Source organism: Azospira inquinata (assembly GCF_018905915.1).
GTDB lineage: Bacteria > Pseudomonadota > Gammaproteobacteria > Burkholderiales > Rhodocyclaceae > Azospira > Azospira inquinata.
The window spans coordinates 2,002,775-2,015,256 of the sequence record NZ_CP064782.1; the positions used below are offsets into that span (position 1 = coordinate 2,002,775).

9 protein-coding genes are annotated in these 12,482 nt (G+C 65.7%); 3 read left to right on the forward strand and 6 right to left on the reverse strand.

Features of this window, described 5'->3' with window-relative positions:
• Positions 1-161: 161 nt before the first annotated feature.
• Positions 162-1,418, reverse strand: a complete 1,257-nt coding sequence (locus Azoinq_RS09220) for a glutamate-5-semialdehyde dehydrogenase (RefSeq protein WP_216129782.1) — start codon at positions 1,416-1,418, stop codon at positions 162-164.
• A gap of 152 nt (positions 1,419-1,570) precedes the next feature.
• On the opposite strand from Azoinq_RS09220, the gene Azoinq_RS09225 reads away from it, so the two are divergent.
• The gene (locus tag Azoinq_RS09225) at positions 1,571-1,846 is read left to right on the forward strand and encodes a hypothetical protein (protein WP_216129780.1); all 276 of its coding nucleotides are present in this window, start codon (positions 1,571-1,573) and stop codon (positions 1,844-1,846) included.
• A 187-nt stretch (positions 1,847-2,033) separates the two neighbouring features.
• On the opposite strand, the gene holA is transcribed toward Azoinq_RS09225, so the two are convergent.
• The 4 genes from holA to Azoinq_RS09245 form a co-directional block, all read right to left on the reverse strand.
• The gene (gene holA, locus Azoinq_RS09230) at positions 2,034-3,038 is read right to left on the reverse strand and encodes a DNA polymerase III subunit delta (protein ID WP_216129778.1); all 1,005 of its coding nucleotides are present in this window, start codon (positions 3,036-3,038) and stop codon (positions 2,034-2,036) included.
• Positions 3,038-3,562, reverse strand: a complete 525-nt coding sequence (locus tag Azoinq_RS09235; RefSeq protein WP_216129776.1) for an LPS-assembly lipoprotein LptE — start codon at positions 3,560-3,562, stop codon at positions 3,038-3,040. Before Azoinq_RS09235 ends, holA begins: the two co-directional genes overlap by 1 nt.
• 18 nt (positions 3,563-3,580) lie before the next feature.
• Complete coding sequence (gene leuS / locus Azoinq_RS09240) at positions 3,581-6,220, reverse strand: leucine--tRNA ligase (RefSeq protein ID WP_216129774.1); 2,640 nt, start codon at positions 6,218-6,220, stop codon at positions 3,581-3,583.
• A 196-nt stretch (positions 6,221-6,416) separates the two neighbouring features.
• Positions 6,417-6,833 carry a hypothetical protein gene (locus tag Azoinq_RS09245; protein ID WP_216129772.1) on the reverse strand — a complete coding sequence of 139 codons (417 nt, stop codon included), beginning with the start codon at positions 6,831-6,833 and terminating at the stop codon, positions 6,417-6,419.
• 520 nt (positions 6,834-7,353) lie between these two features.
• On the opposite strand from Azoinq_RS09245, the gene Azoinq_RS09250 reads away from it, so the two are divergent.
• The gene (locus Azoinq_RS09250; protein WP_216129770.1) at positions 7,354-9,627 is read left to right on the forward strand and encodes a UvrD-helicase domain-containing protein; all 2,274 of its coding nucleotides are present in this window, start codon (positions 7,354-7,356) and stop codon (positions 9,625-9,627) included.
• A 181-nt stretch (positions 9,628-9,808) separates the two neighbouring features.
• Here the strand turns inward: Azoinq_RS09250 and Azoinq_RS09255 are convergent, their stop codons facing one another.
• On the reverse strand, positions 9,809-11,218 hold the full coding sequence (locus Azoinq_RS09255; protein ID WP_216129768.1) for an HD-GYP domain-containing protein: 1,410 nt from the start codon (positions 11,216-11,218) through the stop codon (positions 9,809-9,811).
• 281 nt (positions 11,219-11,499) lie between these two features.
• On the opposite strand from Azoinq_RS09255, the gene Azoinq_RS09260 reads away from it, so the two are divergent.
• Entirely contained in the window at positions 11,500-12,474 is a 975-nt protein-coding gene (locus Azoinq_RS09260) for a quinone oxidoreductase family protein (RefSeq protein ID WP_216129766.1), read from the forward strand.
• The last annotated feature ends 8 nt before the right edge of the window (positions 12,475-12,482 follow it).

Sequence of the window (12,482 nt, forward strand, 5' to 3'; positions counted from 1 at the left end):
GCTGCCCTTAAACTCAAGCTCCCCGGCTGAATGGGGCAGGACCGGGGGCAAGCATGACGGTTGGAAACCGGTAACATGGGGGAGTTCCCCCGGGCCCGCCCTCTGGGGCCCCATCCCCGCTCGGCACCGGGGCGGCATGGGCTGCCCGCCCCCCTGGGGCCTTAGCTACGCACCTGGCCGTTCCCCAGTACCACCCATTTCTGGCTGGTGAGGCCTTCCAGGCCCACCGGGCCCCGGGCGTGGATTTTGTCCGTGGAAATGCCGATTTCCGCCCCCAGGCCGTATTCAAAGCCGTCGGCAAAGCGGGTGGAGGCATTGACCATCACGGAACTGGAATCCACCTCCCGGAGGAAGCGCATGGCGTGGCTGTAATCCTCGGTGACAATGGCTTCCGTGTGGCCGGAGGAATAGCGGTTGATGTGCTCAATGGCTTCGTCCAGCCCGGCCACCACCTTTACGGCGATGATGGGGGCTAGGTATTCCTCGCCCCAGTCCGCTTCCGTGGCAGCCTTGGCCGTGGGCACTAGGGCCTGGGTTTCCGGGCAGCCCCGGATTTCCACCCCTTTAGCGGTCAGCATGGCGGCCAGGCCGGGGAGCTGGGCGGCGGCTTCGGAGCGGGCCACCAGCAGGGTTTCCGCCGTATTGCAGGTGCCGTAGCGCTGGGTCTTGGCGTTTTCCACGATTTTCAGGGCCTTGGCCGGATCGGCCCCCTCATCCACATAAACGTGGCAGTTGCCGTCCAGATGCTGAATCATGGGCACCCGGGATTCGGCCAGGAGCCGGGCGATGAGGCCCTTGCCCCCCCGGGGCACGATGACGTCCACGAATTCCCGCATGGTGATGAGTTCCCCCACGGCGGCCCGATCCGTGGTTTCCACCACCTGGACCGCCTCGGCGGGCAGACCGGCGGCTTCCAACCCTTCCTGGACCAGGGCCGCCAGGGCCCGGTTGCTGCGAATGGCTTCCGAGCCGCCCCGGAGGATAGAAGCGTTGCCGGACTTGATGCACAGCCCCGCCGCATCCACGGTCACATTGGGCCGGGCTTCGTAAATGATGCCGATGACTCCCAGGGGCACCCGCATGTGGCCCACCTGGATGCCCGAGGGGCGGAAACGCAGATCGGTCATTTCCCCAATGGGGTCGGGCAGGGCGGCGATCTGTTCCAGACCAGCGGCCATGGTGGCCACGGTTTTCGGGGTCAGGGTGAGCCGGTCCAGCATGGCGCTGGCCAGTCCGGCAGCCCGGGCGGCAGCCAGGTCTTCCCCGTTGGCGGCCAGGAGGGCGGCTTCTTCCCGCCGAATAGCGCTGGCGATAGCTTTCAGGGCCTGGTTTTTGGCGTTGGTGTCGGCCTTGGCCATGAGCCGGGAAGCGGCGCGGGCCTGGCGGCCCAGGGAGTGCATGTAGTCCTTGATATCCATGATGTTTCGGCGTCCAGGGGAAGGGCCCATTATAGCGGTCCCCGAGGCCCCAACCCCCCATGTCCTTACTGAAAGTGCGGATATAGACTAAACTTTCGCCCCAAGCTGCTGTCAGAGTCCCTCACAGAGACCGCACTTCGTAGGAGTTCCCGATGAGTCGCAAGTTAATTCTCCCCAATGAAATCCAGGTATGCGCCACATGCAGCTACTGGGACGGGGACCGGAAGGTGGATGCCGAGGTGGGCGTGGTGGTGGTGGACGACAACTGCAAAGGCGAGTGTCTGGTCCGGGAAACCCCCTTGCCCGCCCTGCGTCCCAAGGGCCATGATGTGGATTGCGCCTGGGAACACCTGGAGGGGGAAGAGGCCGATGGGGAGGCACCGGCAGCGGACGATGTTCCCCCTGCCGGTGGGGAAAAAGCCGCCTGAGTTGTCTTGATAACGGGAACGGTGGTGGCCGGGGGAGCCCGGCAAACAGGTGGGCGGCAACGGTTTCCGCCCCGGATGGCCGGCGGGAGCCCCAGGGTCTGACCCTTAGCATTCTCCCTGGCCCCAGCCAGAAGCTAAGAAAAAAGCCCGGTTGCCCGGGCTTTTGCCGTTTACCGAGCCCCTGGGCTTAGACGCTCAGGGATAGGCCCAGGCGCAGGAAGGCTTCCCACACATTGCCCGGCTCCAGACCCTTGATGCAGCGGTCGATACGGGCGGCCTGGGCCAGTCCCCGCACCAGCCGGTGCAGATCCAGGCGTTGCAGGGCCCGCTTCATGGCCGCCTGGCGGGGGCCCCAGACCCGCTGTTCCTTGCACAGCAAATCCAAAGGGCGCCCAGCCACTAGACCGGTCTTGATGGCGGCGAGGGCCCGCAGTTCCTCGGTGAGGGCCCACAGCACCAGGGGCGGGGCTTCCCCCTCCTGGCGCAGGCCGTCCAGGGTGCGGCACAGACGGCCCATGTCCCCGGCCAGGAGGGCGGCGCGTAAATCGTCGATGTCGTAGCGGGCCACGTTGAGCACCGCTTCTCGCACCTGTTCCAGGCTCAAGGGGCCGGGGGGATAGAGCAGGCCAATTTTCTGGATTTCCTGGTGGGCGGCCAGGAGATTGCCTTCCACCCGTTCGGCGATGAACTGGAGGGCGTCCCGGTCCCCGCTCTGGCCCTGGCGTTGCAGGCGCCCGGCGATCCAGGCGGGCAGCTCGGCCAGGGGCGGGGCATTGAGTTTGACCAGGGTGCCGGCCTGGGTCAGGGCGGTGAACCAGGCGGATTTTTCTTCCTGCCAGGAAAGCTCGGGCAGGGTAATGAGTACCAGGATGTCCGGGCTTAGGCGCTGGGCGAATTCCTGGAGGGCCTGGCCTCCTTCCCGCCCGGGCTTGCCCGTGGGAATGCGCAGGTCGATGAGTTTCCGTTCCCCGAACAGGGAAAGGTTGCCGCAGGCTTGGGCCAGCTGATTCCAGTTAAAGCCCGGGCCGGCTACCAGCACCTCCCGTTCGCTGAACCCCTGGTGCCGGGCAGCGGCCCGGATGGCGTCCCCGGCCTCGATGACCAGCAGGGGCTCGTCCCCGTACAGGGTGTAGAGGGGGGCCAGGCCCCGCTCCAGCTGGGCCGTCAGTTGCTCAGCCTTGAGCTGGGCCACTACTCGTCCTCGTCGTCCGGATTGAGGGGCTTGATGGCGGCCAGACGGCGCATGATCTGCTGGGCCGCATCCTGCTGCATGTCCTTCCAGAGCATGGTTTCTTCCTGCTCCTTGGAGAGAATTTCGCTATCCCCGTAGGTCATGTCCCGGTGCAGGGTGAGGTTCACCGGCGGGGTTAGGTCCCGACCCTTGGGGTCGGTGATGCGATAGGCGATGAGAATCCGCAGCTGGTATTCCTGAATCTTGCCGCCGCCGCTATAGGACAGCACATCCCGCTGTTGCAGGTAGCTGGTCTGGACGAAGATGGCTTCCGCGTCCTCCGCCTTATCTACCAGCTGGGTGGTGCTGCTGGTGCGGATGGCCCGGCGCAGGTAGATACCCACGTCCGAGTTTTCCGGCAGATCGATTTTCATGGTGTGGAAGGGCAGGGCCGGGGGCGCCTTGAGCTGGAAGCCGCAACCGGCGGCGAAGAGCATCAGGACGCCGGCCAGCAGGGCCAGACAGGGCAGGATCAGGCGGCGCACGGACGCTCTCCTCGGGGCTTAAACAACGATATTGACCAGACGGCCGGGCACCACCACCACCTTCTTGGGGGCCTTGCCTTCCATGTACTTCTGGGCGCTTTCCGAGGCCAGAGCAGCCGCTTCCACGGCCCCCTTGTCGGCGGTGGCGGCCACGGTAATGCGGCCCCGCAGCTTGCCGTTCACCTGCACCATCAGTTCCACCTCGTCCTGCACCAGGGCGGCGGGATCGGCTTTGGGGAAGGCCTGACGGCCCGCGTCGGCGCCGGGACGGAGTTCCCCGTAAAGGGCCTGGCCGATGTGGGGCACGATGGGGTAGAGCATGAGCACGGCGGCTTCCAGGGCTTCCTGTTTCACCGCCCGGGCGGCGTCCGAGTCGCTGTCCAGCTTGGCGTAGGCGTTGAGCAGTTCCATCACGGCGGCGATGGCGGTGTTGAACTGCTTGCGGCGGCCGAAGTCGTCCGTCACCTTGGCAATGGTTTGGTGCAGGTGGCGGCGGAAATCCTTCAATGGCGTGGCCAGGTCTTCCGCCGGCTGTTCCCCGTTCCAAGCTTCCACCGGGCCTTCCAGAGTGTGTTCATAGACCAGCTTCCAGAGCCGTTTGAGGAAGCGGTGGGCCCCTTCCACCCCGGCGTCGGACCATTCCAGGGACTGGTCGGGGGGGGCGGCGAACATGATGAACAGCCGGGCGGTGTCCGCCCCGAACTGGTCGATCAGGGCCTGGGGATCCACCCCGTTGTTCTTGGACTTGGACATCTTTTCCGTGCCGCCGATCACCACCGGCTGGCCGTCGGCCTTGAGGGTGGCGCCCACGGGGCGGCCCCGGTCGTCCGTGGTCACATCCACTTCCGTGGGGTTGAACCACTGTTTCTTGCCGCTGGCGTCTTCCCGGAAGAAGGAGGGGGCCACCACCATGCCCTGGGTGAGCAGGTTGGCGAAGGGCTCGTCCAGCTTCAGCTGGGTGTCGCCGAAGTCGAAGACCCCCACGTCCCGCATCAGCTTGGTGAAAAAGCGGGAGTAGAGCAGGTGCAGGATGGCGTGTTCAATGCCGCCGATGTACTGATCGATACCGCCCTTGCACCAGTAGGCCGCTTCCTTGCCCAGCATGGCCTGGTCGCTGTCCGGGCTGGCGTAGCGGAGGAAGTACCAGGAAGACTCCACGAAGGTGTCCATGGTGTCCGTTTCCCGCTTGGCCGGTTTGCCGCACTTGGGACAGGTGGTTTCATAGAATTCGGGCATTTTCGCCAGGGGGGAACCGGCCCCGGTGACCTGCACCTGTTCCGGCAGCACCACGGGCAGCTGGTCGTCGGGCACGGGCACGTCGCCGCAGCTGTCGCAATGGATCACCGGAATGGGGCAGCCCCAGTAGCGCTGCCGGGAAATACCCCAGTCCCGCAGGCGGAACTGAACCTTCTTTTCCCCCAGGCCCTTGGCGGCCAGATCGGCGGCAATGGCGTCCACGGCGGCTTCATAGGCTAGGCCATCGTATTTGCCGGAATTGACGCAGACGGCCCGGGTCTTGTCCCCGTACCATTCCTGCCAGCCGTCCAGACTGAAGCTTTCCCCTGCTGCGGCGATGACCTGCTTGATGGTCAGGCCGTATTTCTGGGCAAAGGCGAAATCCCGTTCATCGTGGGCCGGGACGGCCATGACGGCCCCTTCCCCGTAGCTCATGAGCACGTAGTTGCCCACCCACACTTCCACCTTTTCGCCGGTGAGGGGGTGCTGGACGAAGATGCCCGTGGGCATGCCCTTCTTTTCCATGGTGGCGATATCCGCCTCGGCCACGCCCCCTTTTTTGCATTCCTCAATGAAGGCGGCCAGTTCCGGATTGTTCTGGGCGGCCCGGGTGGCCAGGGGGTGTTCGGCGGCCACGGCCACGAAGGTGACCCCCATCAAGGTGTCGGCCCGGGTGGTGAAAACCCACAGCTTGTCGGCTTTACCGTCCAGCTCGTAGGGGAAGGCTAGGCGCACGCCGGTGCTCTTGCCGATCCAGTTTTTCTGCATCAGGCGTACCTGCTCGGGCCAGCCTTCCAGCTGATCCAGGTCTGCCAGCAGTTCTTCGGCGTAGGCGGTGATCTTCATGTAATACATGGGGATTTCCCGCTTTTCCACCAGGGCGCCGGAACGCCAGCCCCGGCCATCGATGACCTGTTCGTTGGCCAGCACGGTCTGGTCCACCGGGTCCCAGTTCACCGTGCCCAGGCGCTTGTAGATCAGGCCCTTTTCAAAGAGCCGAGTGAACAGCCATTGTTCCCAGCGGTAGTAGTCCGGCTTGCAGGTGGCGATTTCCCGTTCCCAGTCGATGGCGAAGCCCAGGCGTTGGAGCTGACTGCGCATGTAATCGATATTGGCGTAGGTCCATTGGGCGGGAGGCACCTGGTGCTGGATGGCGGCGTTTTCCGCCGGCATGCCGAAGGCGTCCCAGCCCATGGGCTGGAGCACGTTGAAGCCCTGCATCTGGTGAAAGCGGGAAAGCACGTCGCCGATGGTGTAGTTGCGCACGTGGCCCATGTGCAGCTTCCCGGAGGGATAGGGGAACATGGACAGGCAGTAGTACTTGGGCTGGGAGAGGTTTGCCACGGCCCGGGCGGCCTGGGTTTGAACCCAGTGCTGTTGGGCGGCGGTTTCCACGGCGGCGGCTTGATATTTTTCCTGCATGGGGTCGGGCCAGAATGAAGTGTTTCAAAGGACGAAATTATAACCGCTCGCCCCTCGGGCCTGGGACCGAATCACGGTGGGCCGGGCCGGGCGGGGCCGATGGCCATAAAAAAACGGCGTCAGGAGTGATCCCGACGCCGTCAAACAAGCTACAGACTACAGAGGAGGAGTTACTGCAATTCTTGCGGGGCGCCCTTTAGCTGCCGAAGCGCACATAGGGCTTGAACAGGCCGTTCCAGGTGTCCTGCCAGAACTTGGCCGCATTGACGGCGGCGGTCAGGCCGAACTGGGCCATGCGCCCCTGGTGACCCCAGATCCAGCTCATGTTGGGGGCGGCCTCCGCATAGGCGGCGGGCAGGGCCACACCGGTGAAGCAAGGGGGGCAGGGGGCTTGATCCGTGGTGCCCGTCTTCCCTTCCCGGGGAATGGCATCGTGGTCAATCTTGGCCAGGGTCAGGAGCCGTTCCAGGGCCTGACTGGCGAAATCGTTGCCGTCCCGCTGCTGGCAGAGGGTGGCGGCTTCTTCCTGGGCCCGTTGCCAGAGCGCGCGGGCTTCCGCTTCGCTCAGGCCCGCTTTGTGGGCGACCCAGGGCAGGATCATGGGTGTTTTCATGGTTTGCTTCCTTTCTGGTTATGTCCAGAACCGGCTCCCGGCCAGGCCGCGTTGGGAACGGTGAGTGGTCAGGAAGGGACGCCGGAGGAGGCGGGAAAGACGCTTATCTGCGCCCTCCGGTAGCCGTTTCTGTTGCATTGCAATACGTATTATAACCCACTGGATTTATAGGGTTACTGCGGATATTACGTAGGTAAGCCACGCCGTTTTGATCTTTGTTGCTGCGGCGCAACAAAAACTTCCCAGGGCCAAGTAGGGCGGGCCTGGGCGCCGGATGGACATTTTTCCCTCTGTCATGGAAACCGGGGAAGGCGGGGGAGCGGAGGGCGGTTACGGGGCAAAAAAGCCATGCCAGAGCTCATGGATGCTGTGGGGCGCGGGGAAAAACGGGGGAGGTTGGGGGGACTTCCTGGGGCCTCCCCGGAAAGTTCCGTCTTGCCGACCCCGTCGCTGACCACCGGCGACCGGGGGCAAGGCGCCTGGGGCGGCTATAATTCCCCGTCCTTCCGAAAGCCTTGCCATGTCCGACCTGCTTGCCCACCTCAATCCTCCCCAACTCCAAGCCGTAACCCTGCCGCCCCAGCACGCCCTGATTCTGGCGGGGGCCGGGTCGGGCAAGACCCGGGTGCTCACCACCCGCATCGCCTGGCTCATCTCCACCTCCCAGGTGAGTCCCCATGGCCTGCTGGCGGTGACTTTCACCAACAAGGCGGCCAAGGAAATGCAGGCCCGGCTGGCGGCCATGCTGCCCATCAACACCCGGGGCATGTGGATCGGCACCTTCCACGGTCTCTGCAACCGGCTGCTTCGGGCCCACCACAAGGAAGCCGGGTTGCCCGCCCTGTTCCAGATCCTGGACAGCGCGGATCAGCTGGCGGCTATCAAGCGCCTCCTGAAAAACCTCAATGTGGACGATGAAAAATTCCCCCCCCGGGAATTGATGAATTTCATCAACGCCCACAAGGAGCAGGGCATTCGTCCGGCCCAGGCCGAGGCTTGGGACGATTACACCCGGCGCCGGGTGGATTTGTGGAGCGAATACGAGGTCCAGTGCCAGCGGGAAGGGGTGGTGGATTTCGCCGAACTGCTGCTGCGCTGCTTTGAACTGCTGAGCCGCAACGAGCCCCTGCGCCGCCACTATCAGGAACGTTTCCGCCACATCCTGGTGGATGAATTCCAAGATACCAACCGGCTCCAGTACGCCTGGCTGAAGCTCCTGGCGGGCATGGAAGGGAGCGTCACCGGTGCCCCGGGGGCGGCGGTGTTCGCCGTGGGGGATGACGACCAGTCCATCTACGCCTTTCGCGGCGCGGAAGTGGGCAATATGCGGGACTTCGAGCGGGAATTCGCCGGGGACAACGTGATCCGCCTGGAACAGAACTACCGTTCCCACGGCAATATCCTGGATGCGGCCAACGCCCTCATCAAACACAACGAGGGGCGCCTGGGGAAAAACCTGTGGACCGACCAGGGGGCCGGGGAGCCTATCCGGGTCTATGAGGCCGTCTCCGACCTGGACGAAGCCCGCTGGATGGTGGAAGAGGTGCGGGAACTGGTGCGGGACGGGGTGCCCCGCAACCAGATCGCCCTGCTCTACCGCTCCAACGCCCAGTCCCGGGTGCTGGAACACGAACTCTTCACCCGGGCCGTGCCCTACAAGGTGTACGGGGGCCTGCGCTTTTTTGAACGCCAGGAAGTGAAACACGCCCTGGCCTATCTGCGCCTCATCGCCAATCCGGATGACGACACCGCTTTTCTGCGGGTGGTGAATTTCCCTGCCCGGGGCATCGGCGCCCGGACCCTGGAACATCTCCAGGAGGCCGCCCACCGGGGCAATTCCAGCCTCTACAACGCCGCCGCCGGACTGCCCGGCAAGCCCGGAGCCAGTGTGGGGGCCTTCATCCGCCTGGTGGAGGAACTGCGCCAGGAAACCCGCAGCCTGCCCCTGCCGGAAATGGTGGAACACGTGGTGGAACGGAGCAGTCTGGCCCCCCACTACCGCACGGAAAAAGACGGCCAGGAACGGCTGGAAAACTTGAACGAACTGATCAACGCCGCCGCCGCCTTCGTGGGGGACGACGCCAATCTGGTGGCCCTGGACCCGGTCTTTGTCCCCGGGGAAGCGGATCCCCTGGCCGTGGCGGAAGCGGGGGGCACGGAAGCGGCGCCCCTGGACCCGGCCTCGGAAACCATGCTGGGCCGTTTCCTCGCCCACGCTTCCCTGGAGGCGGGGGAACACCAAGCCGGGGAAGGCCAGGAGGCGGTCCAGCTCATGACCGTCCATGCGGCCAAGGGCCTGGAATTTGACGTGGTTTTCATCTCCGGCCTGGAACAGGGTCTCTTTCCCCACGAAAACGCCTTGCTGGACGCGGGGGGGCTGGAAGAAGAGCGGCGCCTCATGTACGTGGCCATTACCCGGGCCCGGGACCGGCTCTACCTCTCCCACGCCCAGACCCGCATGCTCCACGGCCAGACCCGCTATTGCCTGGTGTCCTCCTTCCTGGAGGAAATTCCCCCGGCCCTGCTGCTGCGCCTCAACCGGGCGGCGGAAACGGGCTATGGGGCAGGGGAATCCTCCCCCAGCTACGGAGGCTGGGACAGCGCCCCCACGGGCCCGGCCACGGTGCCGGGCAGCGGCCTGCGGGTGGGCCAGGGGGTGGCCCATGCCAAATTCGGTCAAGGGGTGATCGTGGCCTGTGAAGGCCGGGGGGCGGACGCCCGGGTCCAGGTCAATTTCGGCGGCGCCGGGATGAAGTGGCTGGCCCTGGAATACGCCAAGCTCACCCCTCTTTAAAGGCTGGCCCCAAAAACTGGCCGGGAATGGCCGTGGTTGGCTGATCTTCCTCGGCGGCCCCGGGAAAGGGGCGTCCGTATTGCTTGTACCCGGTGGGCGGGCCAGCAGGCTTGTCCATTAGCCTTTACCCCGGGGTGGCCCTTGTCACCCCCGTCTGCCAAGGCTTTCCGGGCGAGGGGCCCTAGCCCAGGCGCCCCGTCTGGTGTTCCGGCCGGTCCCCCACCTCCGCCGGGCGTAGGCCCAGGCGGTGCCGCGCATTGGCCACAAAGCTTTTGCGCGCCACCGGGTCCAGCAGGCCCCGGAAAAAGTAGTGGCGTATCCGCCCCGCCAGCAAATCCACCAGCCCGGCTTCGTCCAGGGCCTGAACCCGGGCGTAGAGCAGGGGGGCCTTGGCCAGAAAGGTTTGCAGAATGGCCGGGTCGAAATGGCTGCCCGATTCCCGGGCCATCATGTCCAGCACGATTTGCAGGCCCAGGGGATCTTTGTAGGGACGTCGGCTGGTGAGGGCGTCGAAGACGTCGGCCACGGCGAAAATACGGGCGTTGCGGGGAATGGCTTCCCCCTTCAGACCTTGCAGATAGCCGCTGCCGTCGTAACGCTCGTGGTGGAATTCCACCACCTCCCGGGCCGTCCCCAGCCACTCGGAGGGGGCCAGGATTTCCACCCCCAGGCGCACATGGCTGCGCATGATGGCGAATTCCTCCGGGGTGAGGGGGCCGGGCTTGAGCAGAATGGCGTCGCTGATGCCGATTTTGCCTACGTCGTGGAGAAAGGCGCCGATGATCAGGGAGCGCATGGCCTTGCCCTTCAGGCCCAGGGCTTCCCCCAGACAGCAGGCGTAATAGGTGACCCGGAAATTGTGGCTGTTGGTGTCCGAATCCCGCTTGGCGATGGCCGCCCCCAGCACCGTGGCCATTTCCAGGTTGCCCTGGAGCACTTCCCGGGAAGCCTTCACCATGTCCCGGTGCAGGGCCAGGATTACCGGATAGAGGGCCAGGGTAGTGATGAGCACCGCCCCCAGGGCAAAGAGAATGGTGCGCAGCAGATTGTCGTTGAAGCGGGCCACTTCCGCCGGGTCGGCCAGGAACACGGCCTCAAAATAGCCCGCCGCTTCCCCGTTGCGGCCGGGCAGGGGAATGAGGGCCTGGATCAGCAGGCGGCCGTCGGCGCTCAGCTTGGCGAAATGGCGGCGCCCGTCCCGGGGCAAATCCCGGCGCTGGGCGGCGATCTGGCGGCTCAGCTGGGCCTGATCCGGGTTGAAGGAGCGGGCCAGAACCCGGCCCTGGCGGTCACTGATGGCGGTGAACAGGCACTGGTGCCGGGCGAATTCCTCCGCCCGGCGGGTCAGCTCCGCCTGGCGGGCCGGAGCCAGGGTGGTCTGCTCCAGATCTTCCGGGAAGGCCGAGGCCCCGCTGGTTGCCCCTTCCCGGAGTTCCGGGCCGAAGGCCGCTGCCTCCCGGGTGGCCAGGGCGATGGCATAGTCGTCCAGGCGGGTGCTTTCCAGGTAAAACACCGCCCCCCCGGCCATGGCGGAAAGCAGCAGCCAGGCCAGCAACAGGCGGCGCAGAATGATCCAGTGCAGATTGGGCATGGCCCCATGGTACCCAGGCCCAGGCTCCCTGGCGATACCTATCGGGGATGGGCCGGCAAGGGGGATCGGCGGTATAGTTCTGCTCCGCCGGAGCGGCGGGGCCGGCCCCTTGGGCTTGGCCGCCCCGGGCCCCGGATTCCCCCGGCGAGCCGGGGTTTTACCCCGCTCCCCCGGGAACGGCGTTGCACCCGGATTGGCCCGCCGGCCTTTGTCCCTGGCCCGGGACCAGGGCGGCGATCCGTTTCCCCCTGTTTTGCCACCCCTTTCTTCCAGGAGTTGCCATGACCCATGCCATTCGTTTTCACCGCACCGGCGGACCGGAGGTCCTGCAATGGGAGACGGTTTCCGTGGGGGAACCGGGACCGGGGGAAGTGCGCCTGGGCCAGGTGGCCTGCGGCCTGAATTTCATCGACATCTACTACCGCACCGGCCTCTATCCCACGCCCCTGCCCGCCGGGCTGGGCCTGGAAGGGGCGGGCACGGTGGAAGCGGTGGGGCCGGGGGTGACCGGGCTAGCCCCGGGGGACCGGGTGGCCTATGCGGGGGGCCCCATCGGTGCCTATGCGGAAGCGCGGCTCCTGCCCGCCCACCGGCTGGTGAAGCTGCCCGATACCATTGATTTCCAGACCGGGGCGGCCATGATGCTGCAAGGCCTGACCGCCGCCTACCTGCTCCATCGCACCTATCCGGTCCAGGCCGGGGATACGGTGCTGATCCACGCCGCCGCCGGGGGCGTGGGCCTGATTGCCTGCCAGTGGGCGAAAGCCCTGGGGGCCCGGGTGATCGGCACCGTGTCCAGCGAGGCCAAGGCGGAACTGGCCCGGGCCCATGGCTGCGACCATCCCATTCTCTACACCCGGGAAAATTTCCCCGCCCGGGTGCGGGAAATCACCGACGGGGAAGGGGTGGCCGTGGTTTATGACTCCGTGGGCAAGGACACCTATGCCGGTTCCCTGGACAGCCTACGGCCCCTGGGCACCCTGGTGTGCTTCGGCAACGCCTCCGGTCCGGTGCCCCCCCTGGACCCCCTGGCCCTGTGCGGCAAGGGCTCCCTCTTTTTCACCCGCCCCAAGCTGGCGGATTACACCGCCAAGCGGGAAGACCTGGAGGCCCTGGCGGCCAAGCTCTTTGCCGTGGTCCAGTCCGGCCAGGTGAAAATCGAAGTGCGCCAGACCTTCCCCCTGAAGGAAGCCGCCGCCGCCCAGGAAGCCCTGGCCGCCCGGCTCACCACCGGCTCCACGGTGCTCCTGGTCTAAGGCGGAAA